Genomic DNA, 20,830 nt, shown 5'->3' with positions numbered 1-20,830 from the left:
GGCTTGATTTCGTGAAATCAAGCGCTGCGCACGGGTTCCTTCATTGTCACAAGTTCTTCGGCCATTGTCGGGTGAACCGCAACAGTGCGGTCGAAATCCTCTTTTGTTGCCCCCATTTTCACGGCAATCCCTGCTAGCTGGATCATCTCGCCCGCTTGATCTGCGACGATATGACAGCCCAGCACTTTGCGGGTTTCTTTGCTGACCACAAGTTTCATCAAGACCCTGTCCTCACGCCCCGCAAAGGAGTGGTTCATTGGTTTGAAGGATGTGCAATAGACATCGATCGGTTCTTTTTCGCGCGCTTCCTCTTCTGTCAGACCGACGGTGCCAAGTTCGGGCTGCGTAAAGACAGCAGACGGGATCAGTTCGTGATCCACCGCTGTCGGATTGCCCTTAAAGACCGTCTCCACGAAGGCCATGCCTTCGCGGATCGCAACGGGTGTCAGTTGTACGCGGTTGGTCACATCCCCGATCGCATAGATCGAGGGGACGCGTGTCTGGCTGTACTCATCGACAACGATTTCGCCACGACGGCCAACTTCAACGCCCGCATCCTCAAGCCCCATATCATCAGTATTGGGTGCGCGCCCGGTGGCGAACATGACCTGATCATAGACCTTTTCGGTGCCATTGGTGGCCTTGACCCAGATACCATGCCCAGCTGATTTCTGCGGCAATGTTGCAGGTTTGCCGCCTTCCATGGGAACGCTTTTGTGCACGCCCGCCAGATCCTCGGCTGTTGCGGCGCGCATCTCGACGATGTTGGTCCCAAGGTGCAGATCGACGCCTTTGGCACGCATCCCTTCGGCCACCAGACCGCGGGCCTCGTCATCAAAGCCGCGCAGAATTTGGGCACCGCGGTAGAATTGCGTCACCTGCACACCCAGCCCGTTCAGGATGCCTGCAAACTCTGACGCAATGTAGCCGCCCCCCACAATCAGGATGGATTTCGGCATCTCGTCCAGCAAAAAAATCTCGTTCGAGGTAATGCCCAGTTCGGCCCCGGGCATATCGGGAATGATGGGGCGCCCGCCGGTTGCGATGAGAATGTGCTTGGCTGTCACATCCTTGCCCGTTGACAGCGTCACTGTGTGAGGGTCTTTCACCTTTGCGCGGGCATCAATGATTTCGACACCCGAACCATCCAAGAGCTTGCGGTAAATGCCTTCCAGACGGTCCAGCTCGGTGTTCAGCTTGGCGCTGAACTTGGACCAGTCAAATGGCCCCTCCTGCACGTCCCAGCCGTAAGCACGGGCGTCGTCGAACATCTCGGAATAGCCCGAGGCAAACACCATCAACTTTTTTGGCACACAGCCGCGGATCACGCAGGTGCCGCCCATGCGGTATTCTTCGGCCAGCCCCACCTTCGCCCCTGTTGCGGCCGCGACGCGCGCCGCGCGAACACCGCCAGAGCCACCACCGATCACAAAAAGATCATAGTCGAAAGTCATGTTTTGGCTCCGTTTTCTGCCTCTGGCGGGCTTGAAGGTAGATTGGGACGCGCGGCCTGCACGGCGGCGGTGATAGCATCCACCGCATCTGGGGTCAGCATCTTGCGGCTGCAACCGATGTAACGATCTTTCACGTCACCTTGATGGCGATAGGCAAAGACCAAAGCACGTTGATCCGCTCCCAGGCTCGCCCATTGCAACTCATCCCACTTGAACGAGACAGTGCGCAGCGGGCGATGCAGTGTCAGACCATCCGGGTCCAACCGGCCCAGACTGGGGGTGCGCAGATAGCTATAGGCGATAAATACAGCCCAGACCCCGCATAAAAGACCAAGGACAACCTCGATCGCGGTGCCCGAAGTGATAAAATCGTACCAGAGCCAACTGACCATCGAGAACGTCAGAATGGTAAAGAAATGCTGGCGCTGTGTGCGTTTGAATTCCATGGATCAGGGATCAGTCCGCGATATCGACAAAGATGTTGTCATCATCATCCAGCACATCGAACCGGATCACATTGGACGCATTATTGGTGATGTCACGGGTGGTCACACGGCCATCGCCGTAACCCACGATGACGACATCGCAGATATCAATAAAGAGACCGTTTTCCACAACGCCGGGTATCTGGTTGATCACAAAGCTGAGCTGGCGGGGATTCCCGATCCGTTTGAGATGCAGATCAAGGATAAAGTTCCCCTCGTCCGTCACAAAAGGCTGATCGCCCTTCATCCGCAACACAACATCACGCCCCAAGACATCCATGCCGGTCAGGGTTTCAGCGATCAGCCCTTGGGTGATCGACAGCCCGAAAGGTACGACTTCGACAGGCAGAGGAAATGCGCCGAGTGTGTCGACTTTCTTGCTCGCGTCGGCGACGACGATCATGCGGTCGCTTGCCGTGGCCACGATCTTTTCATGGAGATGCGCGCCACCTCCGCCCTTGATCAAGGTCAGGTTCTCATCAAACTCATCGGCCCCGTCAAAGGTCAGATCAAGCCACTTGGCCTCATCCAGTGTGATGATGTCTATCCCGACTTTCGTGGCCAGCATGGCTGTCCGCTTGGACGTGGGCACGCCTTTGATCCGGAGGCCCTCTTCGCGCACCATCTCGCCGAGACATTGCACCAGCCATTCTGCAGTGGATCCTGTGCCAAGGCCAACTTTCATCCCGGATTCAACAAATTCCGTCGCTTGCTTGGCCGCGACGAATTTTGCTTTGTCGATGGGGGACAGCTCACCAGACATCAATCCACTCCGAAATCTTTACCGGCGCTTTATAGGCAAGAAAAACGCTGTGTGCGAGGCCCCAATTGACGAAAGGTCATGTCGCGCGCTGCAGGCTGCGTTTTTCGCGGGCGGATGTCGCATTTGGCAAGTGAACAGCCTGCATGTTCCGCTACACACGCATCATGAGCCAGATCTTGCGCCTGCACTACGCCCCTGACAACGCCTCGCTTTGCGTGCGACTGGCGCTTGAGGAAATGGCCGTGCCTTATCAGACTGTTCTGGTCGACCGCGCAGCCCAAGCGCAAAAATCCCCTGCATATCTGGCGCTCAACCCCAATGGGCTGATCCCTGTTCTTGAAACGCCCCACGGGCCGGTGTTTGAAACCGCCGCAATCCTGATGTGGCTGGCCGAGACGCATGACAAATTGATGCCGCCTGTAGGCACGCCCGCACGGATGCACGCGCTGCAATGGATGTTCTGGCTCGCCAATACCCTGCATCCCACATTGCGGATGACGTTCTATCCAAGCCAGTACACGGGCAGCGACAGCGGCGCGGTCCTAAACATGACCCAACAGCGCTTGCGTGCGCAGCTTGATCTGCTGGCGGCCACGCAAACCACCCCGTGGCTGGACAGTGAGGCCGGCAGTCTCCACGCCTGCTATCTTGCGCCAATGCTGCGGTGGGCGGCACTGTATGGTGGCGGTGAAGATTGGTTTGATCTTGAAAACTGGCCGCGACTGGCGGCATTTACCAAACGTATGGACGCGCGCGAAAGTACCATCCGGGCGGCAGTTGCGGAAGGTTTGGGACCCACCCCGTTTTCGCGACCGGCACCTTGCACCCCACCAGAAGGATCAGCGCTCTAGCATGTTTTTATCGGTTTTCGATATGTTCAAAGTGGGCGTCGGCCCCTCCTCGTCCCACACCATCGGACCGATGGTGGCTGCTGCACGGTTTCTGGACCATTTGCGCGCGTTGCCTTTCGGGGTTGCGGGTGTGCGCGCGTCGCTACACGGCAGTCTGGCTTTCACGGGCATCGGCCATGCCACAGACCGTGCCGTGATCCTTGGTCTCGCGGGATTTCGGGCTGATGATTATGATGCCAGCAAAGCGGAGGCGGAACTTACCCGCATCACGGCAAAGCATACCGTGACACCGGATGGCCTCGGAACGCTGGCATTTCACCCCAAGGACGATCTGCTTTTTGACTATGGCCCCGCTTTGCCCGGTCACGCCAATGGCCTGATCCTCTCCGGCACAGACGCACAGGGCGATGTCATCACCCAAGTCACCTATTATTCCATCGGCGGCGGGTTCGTGTTGACCGAAGCCGAATTGAACGCCGGCAAAGACAGTGACACAGGCGCCCCCGTCCCTTTCCCGTTCCAGACTGCGCAAGAGATGCTGGAGATGGCCGCCAAATCCGGCAAGACCATCGCCGCCATGAAGCGGGCCAACGAACTTTCACGGATGCCCGGTGCCGATCTGGACAAGGGCCTGGCGCGGATTTGGGAGGTCATGAACAACTGCATCAACCGCGGGCTTGAGACTGGCGGTATCTTGCCCGGCGGGTTGCAGGTGCGCAGGCGCGCCAAGGGCATTTATGACGCGCTGCAGGCCGAGCGGGGCATGAACCTGACCGCGCCCCACACGATCAATGATTTCATGTCGACCTATGCGATGGCTGTGAACGAGGAAAACGCCGCCGGTGGGCAGGTTGTGACCGCGCCCACCAATGGCGCAGCTGGCGTGATCCCTGCGACGATCCGCTATTGGCTGGATCATGTGCCGGGTGCCACGGCAACGCGGGTGCCGGAATTCCTGCTGACGGCGGCGGCCGTGGGTGGGTTGATCAAATACAACGCCTCGATTTCCGGCGCCGAATGCGGCTGTCAGGCCGAAGTCGGAAGCGCCGCTGCCATGGCCGCGGCCGGCCTTGCGGCCGTTCTTGGCGGCACCCCCGAGCAGATTGAAAACGCAGCGGAAATCGCGCTGGAACATCACTTGGGCATGACCTGCGATCCCGTGAAAGGGCTCGTGCAAGTTCCCTGTATTGAGCGCAATGGACTGGGGGCGATCAAGGCTGTTTCTGCGGCGTCTTTGGCCTTGCGCGGCGATGGTGTGCATCTTGTCTCGCTGGATGTCGCGATTGAGACGATGCGCCAGACCGGTATGGATATGAGCGAGAAATACAAGGAAACAGCGCTGGGTGGTTTGGCGGTGAACGTGCCCAATTGCTAAAGCCAGCTTTTGACGCAGGCGCGTTCCCTGCCTAGGGTGAAATGATGTCGACCGACCGTCCCTTTCTTGGCGTCATGCTGATGCTGTGCTTTTGCGTGCTGGCCCCGCTGGGTGACAGCATTGCAAAGATATTGGGCGGCACGGTGGTGCTTATGGTGCTGCTTTTTGCGCGGTTTGCTGTACAGGCTCTGATGCTCTTGCCGGTTGTGGCGATCAACGGCCAAAGCCTGCGCCTGCCCCGCGCGCTTTGGAAATGGACGCTGGTCCGCACGGTGCTGCATATTCTGGGCATCGGCCTGATGTTCAGCGCATTACGTTATCTGCCACTGGCCGATGCGCTGGCGATTGCATTCGTTATGCCGTTTATCATGTTGATTTTGGGCCATTTCGCCATGGGCGAAGAGGTGGGCATGCACCGTATGGTGGCCTGCGCTATCGGCTTTCTCGGCACGCTTCTGGTGATCCAGCCCAACTTTGTCGAGGTGGGTTATCCCGCTCTGTTGCCATTGGGCGTTGCTGTGGTCTTTGCGCTTTTCATGATGGTGACCCGCAAGGTGGCGCGCGCGCTTGATCCGATCAGACTACAGGCCATCAGCGGGGTGCAAGCGAGTGTGATCATTCTTGCGCTCTATCTTCTTTTTCCGGCGGCAACTGGCACGGTAACATTCAGCTATGATGCGGCAACATGGGGGCTTTTGGTCGCTTTGGGCGTGCTGGGCACCTTTGCGCATCTGTTTATGACTTGGAGCCTGCGGTTCGCACCCGCGTCGACCCTTGCGCCGATGCAGTATCTCGAAATCCCCTTCGGCACGGCGATTGGCTGGATCGTCTTTTCCGATTTGCCGAACGGGCTGGCCGCGATCGGTATCTGCATCACTGTTGGCGCAGGGCTCTATATTATTTTGCGCGAACGGCAGCTTTCATTGCAACCGCCAGCAGGTCACGCGGCAGGGTAACCAGAAGAGGTCCATCGGTCTCAATTGTAACCTCGCCCCCCGTTGCTTCGTTTGAAGGGCTGCTGAATCCGTCCGGCGTCATGCGGGTCTGCGCGAAAGGCCAGCGCACCCCGCTGAAAGTGACTTTCGCCTCTCCCAAAGACATGAGCGATATACGGGTCGCGGGCGGGACCGCAAAAGTTATGCGGCCGAGAGGCGCCACGAAGCTTACATCATGCGCATCAAGCAGTAGAACCGCCCTTTCGGGATGCCGCGCCAGGACGTTCAGCACCGAAAGCGCATGGTCCAAACGGCCCCCGGTAAACCCCAGGCCCAGCACCACAGGCGCGCTGACCCGCGTGAGTGCCTTTTCAAAATCTGTTGTCGACTGCTCGGCAATATGAGTGAGCTGCTCTGCAAATGTGGCACGTGCCGCGTCCGAAAGGCTATCGAGATCCCCGATAACCGCCGCCGGTGTCACACCGGCCGCCAAGAGGTGATCTGCACCGCCGTCCACGCCTACAAAGCTGTTCACAAGGGAAAATACCGCCGAAATGGCGTCGTCGGCTATTGGGGCTCCTCCAACGAGGCAAATTGCGTTATTACTTGAAACAATCGGTTTGATTGGCAATGATTGCACCTCTATTCACAAACATTCCTCAAAAGGGTCATAATATGATCCTCAATGGGACGTGTTCTTGTTTTCAATTAAGAATGACTATGTGTCCAGCGGGCCGCCGCTGATTAACGAAAGAAAGCGCTTAATGATGGATGAAAACACGCAAGTCCTTGATGTGACCTACGGCAACTTCTCTTGCCGCCTGGAAGGTTTCGAAGATTCTGTCGAGACAATGAAAATGGTTGTGTCTTTCTTCCATGATCTTGCCGGTCACGATCGCTTTATGGACACAGAGCCTCTTGCACCCGACATGGCCACGCTTGCCCGCCTGACCGAAGAACAGACAGGTGTCGCGGTCGATATCGAGGGTGAAGGCAATCGCGTCAGCCTGCGCGTCCGCCAGCCCGAAGAGGATATGGCCCCTGCTGCGTTGGAAGAAGAAGATGGCGCAGATGACTATTTTGACGATGAAGAAGCGTACGACACTGCGCCCGAAGAGGCCGACGATGAGGATGATGACGGATCATACGCCGACAATCTTGCCAGCGTTGCCGACAAGCTGGAGCGTATGCGCGCTGCGGCAGCTGAGCGCAAAAGCGCATCAAGCGCGGAAGAGTTTTCGGAAGACCTGAGCGAGCCTGCCGCTCCGGCGGTCAATCCGCTGTCGCAGCGTCTTTCCGATCTGGTCAAGCGGACAACGGCTGCGGCTGCCGCTGCTCCGATCGAGGATGACACCCCCAAGGCGCAGGCAGTCGAGAGCGAAGATGAAGACTTTGATGATGATTTGAACGTCTTCGACACCGCAGAGTATGACGAAGATATTGCAGCCGCCCTTGCCGCTGAGGAAGAGGACGACGAACTGATGGTCGCTGATCGCGGGGCGGATGAGCCGGTTGCTGCGGATACCTCGGACGAGGATGACGAATTCGAAGATGACGTTGTCGCAGCGCAACCAGATGAGCACGTCGAAGACGACGACGACGACTTTGAAGATGAATATGCGACCGATGATGCAGACGATGTTGAAGCCGAGCAGGACGAAGAGCCGCTCATTCTGACCGCAAAGCAGGCGTCCCAGATCGAAGATGATGACTATGATGACGATGACGAATTCGACCTTGAGGCCGAAGTCGCCAAGGTCGAAGCCGAGATCGCAGCACGTCAGGGCAATGAATTCGCCCGTCCCGGCCTGCCCCGCCATGTCGAAGACGCCATGAGCCGGATCATGTCGCAGACGGATCAACACCTGAACCAGCCCGAAAACCGCCGCCACCGTGATGCGTTTGCGCAGCTGAAAGCCGCAGTCGCCGCGACAGAAGCCGCACGGCAACTCGGCGACAAGGGTGCGGACAAGCGCGACCCGGATGAAGTCTACAAAGACGATCTCGGCGCGCATGAAGCAAAGGATAAGGGTGACGGCAAACCGATACCACCGCTCAAGCTCGTGAAGTCGCAAGAGGTCAAGCCCGGTGCGGGTGATCGCCAGACACTGCAGCGGCCTGAAAACAATGCACCTGCAAGTGCGGGCTCGATGGAGGCCGCATCCGAGCGCCTGCGCAAGATTGCGACATTGAAGGAAGCTGACGCAAAGCCGGAAACCAACGATTTTGCTGACTTTGCCGCTGCACACGGTGCGTCGGATCTGACAGACCAACTGGAAGCCGCTGGTGCCTATATCTGCTTTGTTGAAGGTGAAGATGACTTTTCACGCCCGCAGGTGATGAAAATGGTTCAATCTGCCTCGGACAGCGAGATTTCCCGCGAAGACGGTCTGCGCAGCTTTGGCCGCCTTCTGCGTCAGGCCCGCCTGATCAAACTTCCGAACGGGCGGTTTCAGGTTGCGGAAAACACTCAGTATCGCCCTGACGGGTACAAGGCCGCGCAAGGCTAAGTTATTAACGAATAAATAAAGGCGGGGTTTTGCCCCGCCTTTTTTATTTCTGCGTGTTCTCTGGCGCATCCGGATCAGGTTGCCCGATCCCTTTGAACACCCATTTGAGCGGGAATGCCCAACCGATGCCCAGCGCGACATAGACAAAGAATTCCACGATCAACGGAAAGCGCACCTCTTGGGTCATCATATAGCTCATGATGGTCACGGCCACGATGATGTAGACGGGCAAGCCCACGACCAGCACAAAGAGAGCCAGTTTTTTCCGCGCTTTATATGTCATCTATCCTCAATCTGCGAATGGGTCGGTCACCAGAATGGTGTCTTCTCTTTCAGGTGAGGTGGAAACTAGGGCGACAGGACATTGGATCAACTCTTCAATACGTCGCACGTATTTGATCGCCTGCGCTGGCAAGTCCGCCCATGAGCGCGCGCCTTCGGTCGATTCGGACCAGCCCTCGATCTCTTCATAGACCGGTGTGCAGCGGGCCTGTTGATCGGCGGCAGTCGGCAGGTAATCCATCTTTTCCCCGTCAAGCTCATAGCCCACGCAAATCTTGAGCGTCTCGAAGCCGTCCAACACATCAAGCTTGGTCAGCGAAATGCCTGTCACACCCGAGGTTGCACAGGTCTGGCGCACCAAAGCCGCATCAAACCAGCCGCAGCGGCGCTTGCGTCCTGTGACGGTGCCGAACTCATGCCCCCGCTCGCCTAGACGCTGGCCATCGGCATCATGCAGCTCGGTCGGGAACGGCCCCTCGCCCACGCGGGTGGTATAGGCCTTCACGATCCCCAGCACATAATCAATCGCCGTCGGGCCCACGCCCACACCGGTGGCAGCCTGCCCTGCGATCACGTTCGAGGATGTCACGAAAGGATATGTGCCAAAGTCGATATCCAGCAGCGCACCCTGCGCGCCTTCGAACAGAATACGCTTGCCCGCCTTGCGCTGCTCGTTCAGCACTTTCCAGACAGGGGCTGCGAAAGGCAGGATTTCGGCTGCAATCTCTTTGAGTTGCGCCACCAGCGCATCACGGTCAACAGGTGCGATACCCAGCCCTTTGCGCAGTGGGTCATGGTGCTGCAACGCACGGTCAACGCGGGCTTCCAAAGTGGCCGCATCAGCGAGATCAGCGACACGGACGGAACGACGGCCAACCTTGTCTTCGTAAGCTGGCCCAATGCCACGGCCTGTCGTGCCGATCTTGGTGCCTTTGCTGGCGGCCTCTTCACGGGCGCGGTCGAGCTCACCGTGAATCGGCAGGATCAGCGGCGTGTTCTCCGCGATCATCAGCGTGCTGGGGTCAATCACGACGCCCTGTTTGCGGATCGAGGCGATTTCCTTGACCAGATGCCAAGGGTCGAGGACCACGCCATTGCCGATCACCGACAGTTTCCCGCCACGCACCACGCCCGAAGGCAGCGCGTTCAGCTTGAACACCTCGCCATCAATCACAAGCGTATGGCCCGCGTTATGGCCCCCTTGAAAGCGCGCGATCACATCAGCCCGCTCCGAGAGCCAATCAACGATCTTGCCTTTGCCTTCATCGCCCCATTGCGCACCGACGACCACTACGTTTGCCATGAATATTCATTCCTTTGCAGATTGCGTCCCCCCTATATCGCTGCCCCCACGAATGGGAAACCGCAAATTTGCGACCCTAGACAGGGCGGGCAGACCTCGGCATTGTCGGCCCACGGAAAAGAAGTGAGGCATATCATGGGTTTTGTCATTCGTTGGGTCTTTGCCCTTTTGTTGCTGATGGCGACCTATAATCCGACACAATGGAATTATGTGCGCTGGAGCATGGCGAATTATGAAACGCAGCTGTCTTTGACAGTGTTGTTCGGTCTCCTCCTTCTTGTGGGATATATAATCTATCTGCGTGCCACCCTGCGCTCTATCGGGATATTCGGGATGCTGCTGATCTTGGCCGTTGTCGGCACAATCCTGTGGGTTCTGTTCGATCAGGGTGTGATTAGTCTGGACAATCCTTCCGTAAATACGTGGATCGGGATCTTTGCCCTTTCGATCGTTCTGGCGGTGGGTTTGTCGTGGTCAATTGTGCGCCGCAAGCTCAGCGGACAGGCTGATGTGGATGACATCGACGAATAAGCGGGTTTTCAGGGGTTGCGGGACGGCCCCAAGACTTTTAGATACCGCTTGTTCTTGAACGCCCCGAAAGGCCCGAAATGGAAAATGTCGTCCTCATCATTCACCTGATCCTCGCGCTCAGCCTGATCGGTACTGTGCTTTTGCAGCGCTCCGAGGGTGGTGGTCTTGGGATGGGCGGCGGTGGCGGTGCAACCGGTTCACGCCCTGCGCCGACCGCGATGAGCAAATTTACATGGGCACTGGCTGCGGCATTTATCTGCACATCCATCGCGCTGACCCTGATCGCAGCAAGCAACACGGCCGGGTCTTCGGTTGCTGACCGGTTCGGCGCCGATCCGGTACAGGAGGGTGTTCCTGTCCCTGATCTGGGTGACAGTCTTTTGCCACCTTCCCTGAATGGTGATGACCCGCTGCTGCCAGCGGGCGAGTAAATACTACCTGTTGCCCTGCTGCTATGTAGGGCAACATGATGTTGGGTCAGCGGTTGCCAATCGCGTCCGAATCCACTACAGATCAAATCCCGTGATGATGCGAATTTTCGGGTTCGCTTTCCCACAGTTTTTGGAATTTTTCACGGGGGTCTCCTGCCAATGGCGCGTTTCATTTTCATTACCGGCGGCGTTGTCTCCTCACTTGGCAAAGGGCTTGCATCCGCCGCTTTGGGCGCTTTGTTGCAGGCGCGGGGTTATTCAGTGCGCCTGCGCAAGCTTGACCCATATCTCAACGTTGATCCCGGAACGATGTCACCCTTCGAGCACGGCGAGGTGTTCGTCACCGACGATGGCGCAGAAACCGATCTGGACCTTGGCCACTACGAACGCTTCACAGGCGTGCCTGCGCGCAAGACTGACTCGGTCAGCTCAGGGCGCATCTATTCCAACGTGCTCGAAAAAGAACGGCGCGGCGATTATCTGGGCAAGACCATTCAGGTCGTTCCCCATGTGACCAACGAGATCAAAGACTTTATCAGCATCGGCGAAGACGAAGTTGATTTCATGCTCTGTGAGATCGGTGGCACAGTCGGTGACATCGAAGGCCTGCCATTCTTTGAAGCGATCCGCCAATTCTCACATGACAAACCGCGCGGCCAGTGCATTTTCATGCACCTGACATTGCTGCCCTATCTGGCGGCGTCCGGTGAGCTGAAGACGAAACCGACGCAACACTCGGTCAAGGAATTGCAGTCCATCGGCATCGCGCCCGATATCCTTGTGTGCCGCTCGGAGCAGCCGATCCCCGAAAAAGAGCGCGAGAAGATCGCATTGTTCTGTAACGTCCGCAAACAAAGTGTGGTCGCGGCCTATGATCTGAAATCCATCTATGAGGCCCCACTGGCCTACCACGATCAAGGCCTTGACCAAGCGGTTCTGGATGCCTTTGACATTGCCCCAGCCCCGCAACCGAAGCTTGAGATGTGGCACGACGTCTATGACCGCATCCATAATCCCGAAGGCAAGGTAAAGGTCGCCATCGTCGGAAAATACACCCAGCTTGAGGATGCCTATAAATCCATCGCCGAGGCGCTGACCCATGGTGGTATGGCCAACCGTGTCAAAGTACAGATCGAATGGGTCGATGCCGAGCTTTTCGATAAAGACGATGCCGCCCCCTATCTGGAAGGGTTCCATGCGATCCTTGTGCCGGGCGGTTTTGGTGAACGCGGGACAGAGGGCAAAATCAAAGCGGCGCAATTCGCCCGCGAAAAGAAGATCCCCTACCTCGGGATATGCCTTGGCATGCAGATGGCCGTGATTGAGGCAGCGCGGAATGTGGCCGGTCTGGCGAAAGCGGGGTCTGAGGAATTCGACCATGAGGCGGGCGGAAAGCGGTTCGAACCGGTCGTCTACCACCTCAAGGAATGGGTACAGGGCAACCATACCGTGGCGCGCAAGACCGATGACGACAAAGGCGGCACGATGCGTCTGGGCGCTTATGACGCCACGCTGACCGAAGGCTCGAAAGTTGCGGGAATTTACGGCACCACGGCGATCGAAGAACGGCACCGCCACCGCTATGAGGTGGATGTGAAATATCGTGATGTGCTGGAAAAGGCCGGCCTGAAATTCTCGGGCATGTCACCGGATGGCAAGCTGCCCGAGATTGTCGAATGGTCCGATCACCCATGGTTTATCGGGGTGCAGTTCCATCCAGAGCTGAAGTCAAAACCCTTCGCGCCACATCCGCTTTTCGCGGATTTTGTGCGGGCGGCTGTCGAGACCTCACGTCTGGTGTAGGAGACCAAATCCTCTCAGAGGATTTGGTCCAGATTTTTTAAAAAATCTGGCGTTTAGAAGCCGAAGGTGATCTTGCGTGTGAGCACGATGCTCCCGCTCAACATATCGTCGTTTTCGCTGATCGGGCTATCGGCGGCATCCTCGCGCAACTGGTTATAATTGATCGTCCCGATCACTTCCCAGTCATCGTTGATCGCATAGGTCGCCTCGGCCATTGCGCCGGCGCTGACCAGCCCGCCTTGGGCGTCAAAATCGGTCAGACTTGTCGCGCCGGAAACACCGAAATAGGTCTGCGCATAGTCATCATCACCGATAAGCACCCGCGGCCCTGCCTTGAAAGTTAGCTGGTCTGTCGGCCTGTAATAGACGTTGCTGCCGATCTCGCTCACGAAAGACCCGTGTCCGATCACGCCGTAACGCAGCACGGCAAACACATCATAGTAGGGGGCCGTGAATTCCAGTCCGCCACCAAGTTCCAGCGAGGCGTCAATATCCTCAAGCCCCGCAAGCTCACTGAAATCATCGGCATTACGCTCGCCGATAAAGCGCAAAGACCCTCTCACCCCCAGCCCGTAGTTATCGCCACCACCGAGCGACACGCCGCCAAGCTGCAGGCTTTCCAGCCTGAATTTCCCACCCACACCGGGCGCGGTTTCGTCGCTGCCAAAGTACTCGGGCGCAAATGACGGCCCAAGACCGAACCGAAAGGTCACACCATCCGACGCATCTTGCGCTATTGCGAACTGCGGTGCGGTGATGGCGAAAGCAGCAAGGATAACCCGTTGTAACATATCAATTCCTAATGTTGTTGAACTCATGGTAGCGCTCATGCACACACAAACAACCCACAAACGCGCGAGCACGGCCACGATGGACAGGCCCACACCGCTGCGCTAAGCCGATGCCAGCCACCCAAGGACCGTCACACGCCCTATGCTTTCATATCAGCACATCTATCACGCCGGAAATCTGGCCGATGTCCACAAACACAGTATGCTGGCCTGGGCGCTGAGCTATATGACGCGCAAGGACAAACCGCTGTCCTATCTCGAAACCCACGCGGGGCGCGGTCTTTATGACCTGCAAGACGCCGCCGCGTTGAAAACCGGCGAAGCGGCCAAAGGGATCGCACTTGCGCAGGACTGGTTTGCGCCTGATCACCCGTATGCACAGGTTCTCGCACGCATCCATGCCAAATACGGGGAAAACGCCTATCCCGGTTCCCCCCTGATCGCGGCTGAAAGCCTGCGTCATCTTGATACGATCCACCTGTCGGAATTGCATCCGCAAGAATTCGCCGCCCTCAAGGACACGATGGCCCCCTATGGCGGAGTCTTCCGTCAGCAGGACGGCTGGGAAATGGCTATGTCGGTCTGTCCGCCCGACCCGAAGCGCGGGTTTTTGCTGATTGACCCCTCTTACGAGGTGAAGTCCGACTACGACACCATCCCGGCGACAATCGCCAAACTGCATCGCAAATGGGGCGTGGGTGTCATTATGCTGTGGTATCCGATCCTGACCGATGCGCCCCATAAACCTATGATCCGTGCTCTGCAGGCGTCTTTGCCCGATGGGTTCACGCACGAAGTGCGCTTTCCCCCCGCGCGGGAAGGCCACAGGATGGTCGGCTCTGGTTTGTTCGTCGTAAACGCCCCATATGGATTGGCAGAGGAAGGGCTGCGCCTTTCTGCCCAGTTTGAAGATAAGCTCAAGGACCCTATGTAAGCGTTATGTTTCAAGATATTCTAAGGCGCCTGACCGCCCCCGCACCCGCTCCCCTGAACGAAATTGACAGCCGCGTCGCGCTTGGCGCGCTTCTGGTTCGCGTCGCGCGCACAGATGGCGATTACGCACAGGTCGAGATCCAGCAGATCGATCAGGCGTTGATGACACGCTACAGTCTTTCGGCCGCTGATGCCGCGGCACTCCGCGCCGAATGCGAGGAACTGGAAGCGCAAGCCCCGGATACCGTACGCTTTACCCGCGCCATCAAAGAGGCAGTCTCCTATGAAAACCGGCTGAGCGTGATCGAAGCGCTCTGGTCGGTCGTGATGGCCGACGGCGTGCGCGATGATGAAGAGGACAGCATGATGCGGATGACCGCCTCTTTGCTGGGGGTCTCCGATCAGGACAGTCACAGCGCACGGATCAAGGTGAGCGGAAAATAACGGCACTCATGGGGAAAACCGCGCCCAAATTACGCTGACGTGGGGTCAGTGCGCGCCAAAGAGTTGCAAATGCCCCTGAAATAGGCACAACTCGTGACCACAACAACGAAAAGCTGCCCCGCCCCGTGAACACGTCTGCCCCAGTCATCGAAATCCGCAACCTTCACAAAGCCTATGGCGATCTGGAGGTATTGAAGGGTGTCGATATCACGGCTCCTGCAGGGCACGTCGTATCCCTGATCGGGTCGTCCGGTTCCGGCAAATCCACACTCCTGCGCTGTGCGAACCTGCTCGAAGACAGCCAGCAAGGCGATGTCCTCTTCTGCGGGGAACCTGTGATCTGGAAAGGTACCGGCGCACGCCGCCATCCGGGGGATCATGCGCAAATGATCCGCATCCGCACGAACCTGTCGATGGTATTCCAGCAGTTCAATCTATGGGCACATATGACGATCCTGCAGAACGTGATGGAAGCCCCCCTGACCGTGCTCAAGCGCGACCGCGCCGAGGTTGAGGCCGCCGCGCGCAAATATCTCGACAAGGTCGGCATTGGCGACAAATGCGATGCCTACCCCGCCATGCTTTCGGGCGGTCAACAACAACGGGCCGCGATTGCGCGCGCCCTTTGCATGGAACCCAAGGCGCTGCTTTTTGATGAGCCGACAAGCGCCCTGGATCCCGAACTTGAACAGGAAGTCGTGAAAGTGATCAAGGATCTGGCCGCCGAAGGGCGCACCATGATCATCGTCACCCATGACATGCGACTGGCCGCTGATGTCAGCGATCACGTCGTTTTCCTGCACCAAGGCAAAATCGAAGAGCAAGGCGCACCCGCCGAACTTTTCGGCAACCCAAAGACCGAACGGCTTCAGGGCTTCCTGTCGGCCACGGTTTCTTAACCTCATCAACCCGGGAGATCATTGATGAAAAACCTTATCCTTACGACGGCCGCACTCGCCGTTGCTGGTTCCATGGCCCTTGCCGACGCGCATTCCGTTGTCCGTCTTGGCACCGAGGGGGCCTACCCTCCGTACAACTTCCTGAACGATGACGGCGAAGTTGACGGGTTCGAGCGCGCTTTGGGCGATGAGCTCTGCCTGCGCGCCGAACTAACCTGTGAGTGGGTCACAAACGAGTGGGACAGCATTATTCCGAACCTCGTATCCGGCAACTATGATGTCATCATCGCAGGCATGTCGATCACGGACGAGCGGGACGAAGTCATCGACTTCTCTGACAACTACACACAGCCCGATCCGTCCGCCTATCTGGTGACCTCCGAAGATGTCGATCTGGCCAATGCGGTTATCGCAGCACAGACAGGCACAATTCAGGCAGCATTCATTGCCAGCACAGGTGCGACTTTGCTGGAATTCGCAACACCTGACGAGACTGTCGCAGCGGTGAAAAGCGGTGAAGCTGACGCCGTTCTTGCCGACAAAGCCTTCCTTGCGCCAATCGCTGAATCCGATGCCGAAGTGATGCTGATGGGTCAGGAAGAGCTGATCGGTGGCGGTGTAGGCCTTGGCCTGCGCGAAAGCGACGGTGAACTGCGTGACAAATTCAACGCAGCGATTGCGTCCATGAAAGCAGACGGCTCGTTGAACGCGTTGATCGCGGAATGGGGCGTGGGCGAGCAATTCTAAGCTGCCTCACAATACACCACAAAGGGTCGCCAGTTTGGCGGCCCTTTTTCGTTCAGCTTTTGGCAAACCGTTGCGGACGGTAAGGCGCGATCATCGCCGCATCCGCGTTATCCAGACGACCCGCAATATCCTTGGCAATCAGCTCTGCGATAATCGGCCCAAGCGTAATGCCGGAATGCAGCACGGCGACATAAACCCCTTCGGCCAACGGCCCCACGACGGGCAAACCATCCTGCGGCACCGGTCGCTCTGCGCGGATAACCTCGGCCCAGCGTGCATCAGCCAATCCATCGCAGAGACCGCGTAGCCGCCCCGTCGCAGCATCGGCGGCATCATCCGGCATCTGCGACAAATTCTCTGTATCATCGCCTTGGTGTCCGACCGAAATAGGCATCAAGATCTGCCCCGAGGGTTCCTGTCTGATCTCACCGTCGGGTGTGGCCAGAATATGCTGCAGGATCTTTTCTTGCCGGTTGGTGCGCAGGATATAGGCGGGGCGCGGCACGAGCGGGATCGTGCAATCAATGCTCTGCGCCAGCGCTGCCGTGCCTGTCCCGGCAGCGATGATCACCTGATCGGCTGCGATCACGCCCTGCGTTGTTACAACCCCCACACCACGTCCATTGCGCAGCGCGATCCCTGTGACCGCCACATTGCTGATCACCCGTGCGCCCGCATCCTGTGCTGCGGCCAGAAACGCCCTTGCCAGATCACCCGAGGAGGCAGCCCCCTCGCTGGGGAAGAAAAGCGCCTGTTTGGGGGTGGTTTTCAGTGCCGGTTCGCGCGCGGACACGGCCGACCCGCTTAACAGTTCCACAGGGTACTCAAATCCGCGCAACTGCGCGTATGTCTCTTCCATCGCAGCCTCGGGCATGTCCCAACACAAACACCCCTGCCACACAACAGGGGCCGCGACGTCTTTCATGACGCGGTGCCATGCCCGAATACCTGCCGCGCGGAGACGATGATGGTCGTCGTTCAGGTAAAAGCTCGCGTTGATCCAGCCAAAGGCGGCTTGTGTCGCGTCCGGTGCGCCGCTTGTGACAACCGTAACGCGTGACCCCGCGCGTGACAGTTGCAGCGCCGTCGCGCCCCCGATGATGCCAGCGCCCACAATAACGACAGACTGTTCCATTTTTAGCATCTCCTGCTGCCGCAAACCCGCATTGCGCCGCGTAAATGCCCGCCGCGCGTTGACTTGGCGCGACAATTGTTGGACGGATTAACAACCCAACGCAATAAGACGATTGATGTTTAGTTACTGTACGGATCCCGCCACCCTTGAAGGCTTCCAATGGCTTAGCTGCTACCTGACGACAGGCAAGCACATGTCCATGTACTACGCCTTTGGTACGGTCCTGCTACTGCTTGCGATCACGGCCCCCACAGCGCTTGCTTTTGGTTTTGCGGGCGCGTCAGCGGCGCGCAGTACTGTGGCCCCGCTGCGCTGGATGGGCAAAACCTATATCGCCATCGTGCGCGGCATCCCCGACATCGCGTTTTTCCTTTTCTTCGTGATCGCGCTTGATCAGGCCTTCGAGTATATCCGCCACCGCATCAAATGCCCCGACTGGACCGAGCCGGTGCGCCAAGGCAACGATTTCGTGGTGTGCACGGCCGCCAAGCTGCCCTTGGGCAATGCCCCACAATGGGTGCATGAGACCTACGGCTTCATGTTGGCCGTGCTCACCTTTGCTATCGTCTTTGGGGCATTTGCCGCAAACGTCCTGTTTGGTGCCATGCGCGCCGTGCCAAAAGGCCAGTTGGAAACCGCTGAAGCCTACGGCATGAACCGCCGCCAGACGTTCTGGCGCGTTCTGGTCCCGCAAATGTGGGTCTATGCACTGCCCGGTCTGTCGAACCTCTGGATGGTGCTGATCAAGGCCACGCCACTGCTGTTTCTGCTGGGCGTAGAGGATATCGTTTACTGGGCCCGTGAACTGGGCGGTGCCAAGCAGCCGCAATTCACCGACTATCCGCACCCTGACTGGCGGATGTGGTATTTCGGGGCGCTGCTGATTTTCTATCTGTGTTTTACGAAAGTCTCCGAAGTCGTGCTTGACCGGATCATGGCCAAACTGACCCATGGACAAGCCACCACTGCCGGTGAACGCCAACGCAAGGCGGCCGCATAATGAGCTGTTGGGAAACGATCGCCGATTACGCGCTGCGCAGCCAAGGTATTGGCGAGCGTTTGTTGCCGCGCAGTGACTTTACGCTTTGCCAGCAGTTCACGCTGATCGGGTCGGGCATGATCTGGAATATCTATTTCGGGGTCGTGGCGCTCTGCTTAGGCTTTTTTCTGGCAACAGCCGTGGCGATGGGCAAGGCCGCACAGAACCCGCTTTTGCGCAAGCCTGCGGAATGGTTCATCTTTGTCTTCCGCGGCTCACCGCTGTTTATCCAGTTCTTCTTTGCCTATTTCGTGTTTCTCAGCCTCAAGAACGTCAGTCCCTTCTTTGATCCGCTTACCTCGGCCTGGGCCGGTGCGCTGGTGGTCCTGTTCCTGAACACCGCCGCCTATTCGGGCGAGATTTTCTATGGTGCGCTGCAATCCATCCCCAAAGGTGATATCGAGGCGGCAGACGCCTATGGACTATCAGGTTGGACGCGCTTTCGCCGCGTCATCTGGCCCACCATGCTGCGGCTCGCATGGCCGGCCTATACCAACGAGGCGATTTTCCTGTTCCACGCCACGACGCTTGTGTTCTTCTCGGGCTTTCCGGCAACGCAACAACGGGGCGACGCGCTTTATTATGCCAATTACTTTGCCGACAAGACCTTTAACCCGTTCGTCCCCTATCCGATCCTCGCAGGATATTTCATCATCCTGACGCTGATCGTCATCGGGCTTTTCGGCTTGGTGAATAGCCGCTTGAATCGGCATCTACCGCAGGATGCGCGCAGGAAAATCAAAGTGAGGCCACAGATTATCCGATGAGTTGGCTTGATGATCACCCCGAAATCCGCAACTTGCGCTGTGGCGCCGCCGATCTCAACGGCCAGCCACGTGGCAAACGCATGCCGCGCAAGTTCGCCCAGAAGCTCGAAAAAGAAGGCACGCGCTTTCCGCTGTCGGTCCTGAACCTTGATATCTGGGGCGAGGACATCGACGACAGCCCGTTGGTGTTTGAGACAGGCGATGCCGACGGCCTGCTGCTGCCGACCGAGCGGGGCTATGTGCCAATGCCTTGGCTGCGCGCGCCAACGGCCATTTTGCCGCTCTGGGCGTTTCATGATGATGGTTCGCCTTTCTCTGGCGATCCGCGCCACGCGCTGGCCCGTGTGTTGAACCGCTACACCGAACACGGTCTGACACCGGTCGCTGCAACCGAGATGGAGTTCTATCTGGTCGACGACAGCGGCAAGGAAATCCAGCAGCCCAAATCGCCGCGCTCTGGCAAACGCCGTGCAGGTGCCGAGATCCTGTCCCTTCGCGCGCTCGACGCGTTCGATGAGTTCTTCAACCAGCTATATGACGCCTGCGGTGCGATGAATATCCCCGCCGAGGCCGCAATTTCCGAAGGCGGGATCGGCCAGTTCGAGGTGAACCTTGAACATGTGCCCGATGCACTAAAGGCCGCAGATGATGCGTGGCTGTTCAAGATGCTGGTGCGCGGCCTTGCCCGCAATCACGGAATGGCGGCCAGTTTCATGGCCAAGCCATATGATGACTACGCGGGCAACGGGCTACACACGCATTTTTCGGTGCAGGACAAGGATGGCAAGAACATCTTTGCCAATGATACATTTGAAGGCACGCCCCTTTTGCAAAACGCGATCGCCGGCTGTCTGGCAGGCATCCCCGATCTGACGCTGATCTTTGCGCCCCATGGCAACAGCTATGAACGGCTGGTGCCTGGCGCACATGCACCGACCAGTATTTGCTGGGCCTATGACAACCGCACCGCCACTGTGCGCGTGCCGGGCGGGAGCTATGGCGCGCGGCGGATCGAACATCGTCTCGCGGGTGGTGACGTGAACCCCTACCTTTTCCTCGCTGCTGTCCTTGGCTCGGCGCTGGTAGGGATCGAGGACGGCATGACACCCCCTGCCCCGATCACCGGTAACGCCTATGACCAGAAACTGCCGCAGGTGCCCAGCACCTGGGCGGACGCGATTGGCCGGTTTGAACAAAGCGCGCTTGCGCGGCGCATCTTTGATCCGCAATTGGTGGATAATCTGGTCCGGACGAAACGGCAGGAAATGCAGTATTTTGCGGAAATGTCGCCCGAAGAACAGCTCGACCATTATCTTGATCTTGTCTAATTCTATCCCCACCTGAAGGTTAGA

At 58.0% G+C, this 20,830-nt stretch carries 22 protein-coding genes; 14 read left to right on the top strand and 8 right to left on the bottom strand.

Annotated elements, in window-relative coordinates; genetic code table 11:
- Positions 1–17: 17 nt before the first annotated feature.
- The 3 genes from gor to rpiA are packed head-to-tail and all read right to left on the bottom strand — an operon-like array spanning position 18 to position 2,702.
- The gene (gor, locus tag SJY29_RS04475; protein ID WP_400087309.1) at positions 18–1,454 is read right to left on the bottom strand and encodes a glutathione-disulfide reductase; all 1,437 of its coding nucleotides are present in this window, start codon (positions 1,452–1,454) and stop codon (positions 18–20) included.
- Complete coding sequence (locus tag SJY29_RS04470) at positions 1,451–1,900, bottom strand: hypothetical protein (protein ID WP_400087306.1); 450 nt, start codon at positions 1,898–1,900, stop codon at positions 1,451–1,453. The genes gor and SJY29_RS04470 overlap by 4 nt, the downstream gene beginning before the upstream one ends.
- A gap of 10 nt (positions 1,901–1,910) precedes the next feature.
- Entirely contained in the window at positions 1,911–2,702 is a 792-nt protein-coding gene (gene rpiA, locus SJY29_RS04465) for a ribose-5-phosphate isomerase RpiA (protein WP_400087304.1), read from the bottom strand.
- 143 nt (positions 2,703–2,845) lie between these two features.
- Between rpiA and SJY29_RS04460 the strand changes: the two genes are divergently transcribed.
- Genes SJY29_RS04460 through SJY29_RS04450 form a run of 3 tightly spaced genes read left to right on the top strand, consistent with a single transcriptional unit; the run spans position 2,846 to position 5,884 of the window.
- Positions 2,846–3,553: a glutathione S-transferase family protein gene (locus SJY29_RS04460; RefSeq protein ID WP_400087301.1), complete on the top strand. Its 708-nt coding sequence runs from the start codon at positions 2,846–2,848 to the stop codon at positions 3,551–3,553.
- Position 3,554: 1 nt separating this feature from the next.
- Positions 3,555–4,928, top strand: a complete 1,374-nt coding sequence (locus SJY29_RS04455; protein ID WP_400087298.1) for an L-serine ammonia-lyase — start codon at positions 3,555–3,557, stop codon at positions 4,926–4,928.
- Positions 4,929–4,972: 44 nt separating this feature from the next.
- Positions 4,973–5,884, top strand: a complete 912-nt coding sequence (locus SJY29_RS04450; protein WP_400087295.1) for a DMT family transporter — start codon at positions 4,973–4,975, stop codon at positions 5,882–5,884.
- Here SJY29_RS04450 and SJY29_RS04445 read toward each other — a convergent pair.
- Complete coding sequence (locus tag SJY29_RS04445) at positions 5,826–6,398, bottom strand: thiamine diphosphokinase (RefSeq protein ID WP_400087292.1); 573 nt, start codon at positions 6,396–6,398, stop codon at positions 5,826–5,828. The genes SJY29_RS04450 and SJY29_RS04445 overlap by 59 nt on opposite strands.
- A gap of 229 nt (positions 6,399–6,627) precedes the next feature.
- Between SJY29_RS04445 and SJY29_RS04440 the strand changes: the two genes are divergently transcribed.
- On the top strand, positions 6,628–8,373 hold the full coding sequence (locus SJY29_RS04440) for a hypothetical protein (RefSeq protein WP_400087290.1): 1,746 nt from the start codon (positions 6,628–6,630) through the stop codon (positions 8,371–8,373).
- 43 nt (positions 8,374–8,416) lie between these two features.
- Here the strand turns inward: SJY29_RS04440 and SJY29_RS04435 are convergent, their stop codons facing one another.
- Together SJY29_RS04435 and SJY29_RS04430 are read right to left on the bottom strand one after the other, a co-directional pair.
- The gene (locus SJY29_RS04435; protein ID WP_400087287.1) at positions 8,417–8,656 is read right to left on the bottom strand and encodes a DUF2842 domain-containing protein; all 240 of its coding nucleotides are present in this window, start codon (positions 8,654–8,656) and stop codon (positions 8,417–8,419) included.
- Positions 8,657–8,662: 6 nt separating this feature from the next.
- Positions 8,663–9,958: an adenylosuccinate synthase gene (locus SJY29_RS04430; RefSeq protein ID WP_400087284.1), complete on the bottom strand. Its 1,296-nt coding sequence runs from the start codon at positions 9,956–9,958 to the stop codon at positions 8,663–8,665.
- 135 nt (positions 9,959–10,093) lie between these two features.
- Between SJY29_RS04430 and SJY29_RS04425 the strand changes: the two genes are divergently transcribed.
- The 3 genes from SJY29_RS04425 (at position 10,094) to SJY29_RS04415 (ending at position 12,723) form a co-directional block, all read left to right on the top strand.
- A complete protein-coding gene (locus tag SJY29_RS04425; RefSeq protein ID WP_400087281.1) occupies positions 10,094–10,489 on the top strand; it encodes a DUF6524 family protein in 396 nt (131 codons plus the stop codon).
- A gap of 77 nt (positions 10,490–10,566) precedes the next feature.
- Complete coding sequence (gene secG, locus SJY29_RS04420) at positions 10,567–10,920, top strand: preprotein translocase subunit SecG (protein WP_400087278.1); 354 nt, start codon at positions 10,567–10,569, stop codon at positions 10,918–10,920.
- A gap of 159 nt (positions 10,921–11,079) precedes the next feature.
- The gene (locus tag SJY29_RS04415) at positions 11,080–12,723 is read left to right on the top strand and encodes a CTP synthase (RefSeq protein WP_400087275.1); all 1,644 of its coding nucleotides are present in this window, start codon (positions 11,080–11,082) and stop codon (positions 12,721–12,723) included.
- Between the two features lie 53 nt (positions 12,724–12,776).
- On the opposite strand, the gene SJY29_RS04410 is transcribed toward SJY29_RS04415, so the two are convergent.
- A complete protein-coding gene (locus tag SJY29_RS04410; RefSeq protein WP_400087272.1) occupies positions 12,777–13,514 on the bottom strand; it encodes a MipA/OmpV family protein in 738 nt (245 codons plus the stop codon).
- Positions 13,515–13,656: 142 nt separating this feature from the next.
- On the opposite strand from SJY29_RS04410, the gene rlmJ reads away from it, so the two are divergent.
- From rlmJ to SJY29_RS04390, 4 genes are all read left to right on the top strand, one after another.
- A complete protein-coding gene (gene rlmJ / locus SJY29_RS04405) occupies positions 13,657–14,448 on the top strand; it encodes a 23S rRNA (adenine(2030)-N(6))-methyltransferase RlmJ (protein WP_400087269.1) in 792 nt (263 codons plus the stop codon).
- Positions 14,449–14,453: 5 nt separating this feature from the next.
- Complete coding sequence (locus SJY29_RS04400; protein ID WP_400087266.1) at positions 14,454–14,891, top strand: TerB family tellurite resistance protein; 438 nt, start codon at positions 14,454–14,456, stop codon at positions 14,889–14,891.
- A 125-nt stretch (positions 14,892–15,016) separates the two neighbouring features.
- Positions 15,017–15,790 (top strand): ABC transporter ATP-binding protein, encoded by a 774-nt coding sequence (locus SJY29_RS04395; protein ID WP_400087263.1) that lies wholly within the window; start codon positions 15,017–15,019, stop codon positions 15,788–15,790.
- A gap of 24 nt (positions 15,791–15,814) precedes the next feature.
- Positions 15,815–16,537, top strand: coding sequence for a transporter substrate-binding domain-containing protein (locus tag SJY29_RS04390; RefSeq protein WP_400087260.1), 723 nt, complete (start codon positions 15,815–15,817; stop codon positions 16,535–16,537).
- Positions 16,538–16,589: 52 nt separating this feature from the next.
- Here the strand turns inward: SJY29_RS04390 and SJY29_RS04385 are convergent, their stop codons facing one another.
- The gene (locus tag SJY29_RS04385; RefSeq protein ID WP_400087257.1) at positions 16,590–17,672 is read right to left on the bottom strand and encodes an NAD(P)/FAD-dependent oxidoreductase; all 1,083 of its coding nucleotides are present in this window, start codon (positions 17,670–17,672) and stop codon (positions 16,590–16,592) included.
- Between the two features lie 115 nt (positions 17,673–17,787).
- Between SJY29_RS04385 and SJY29_RS04380 the strand changes: the two genes are divergently transcribed.
- From SJY29_RS04380 to SJY29_RS04370, 3 genes are read left to right on the top strand one after another with little or no spacing between them, the layout of a single operon-like run.
- Complete coding sequence (locus SJY29_RS04380; protein ID WP_400087254.1) at positions 17,788–18,672, top strand: ABC transporter permease; 885 nt, start codon at positions 17,788–17,790, stop codon at positions 18,670–18,672.
- Positions 18,672–19,478 carry an ABC transporter permease gene (locus SJY29_RS04375; protein ID WP_400087251.1) on the top strand — a complete coding sequence of 269 codons (807 nt, stop codon included), beginning with the start codon at positions 18,672–18,674 and terminating at the stop codon, positions 19,476–19,478. Before SJY29_RS04380 ends, SJY29_RS04375 begins: the two co-directional genes overlap by 1 nt.
- The gene (locus SJY29_RS04370; protein ID WP_400087248.1) at positions 19,475–20,806 is read left to right on the top strand and encodes a glutamine synthetase family protein; all 1,332 of its coding nucleotides are present in this window, start codon (positions 19,475–19,477) and stop codon (positions 20,804–20,806) included. Before SJY29_RS04375 ends, SJY29_RS04370 begins: the two co-directional genes overlap by 4 nt.
- The last annotated feature ends 24 nt before the right edge of the window (positions 20,807–20,830 follow it).

The sequence above is a fragment of the Yoonia sp. R78084 genome (assembly GCF_044595625.1).
Taxonomy (GTDB): domain Bacteria; phylum Pseudomonadota; class Alphaproteobacteria; order Rhodobacterales; family Rhodobacteraceae; genus Yoonia.
This window is presented reverse-complemented; position numbering and strand designations above follow the sequence as displayed.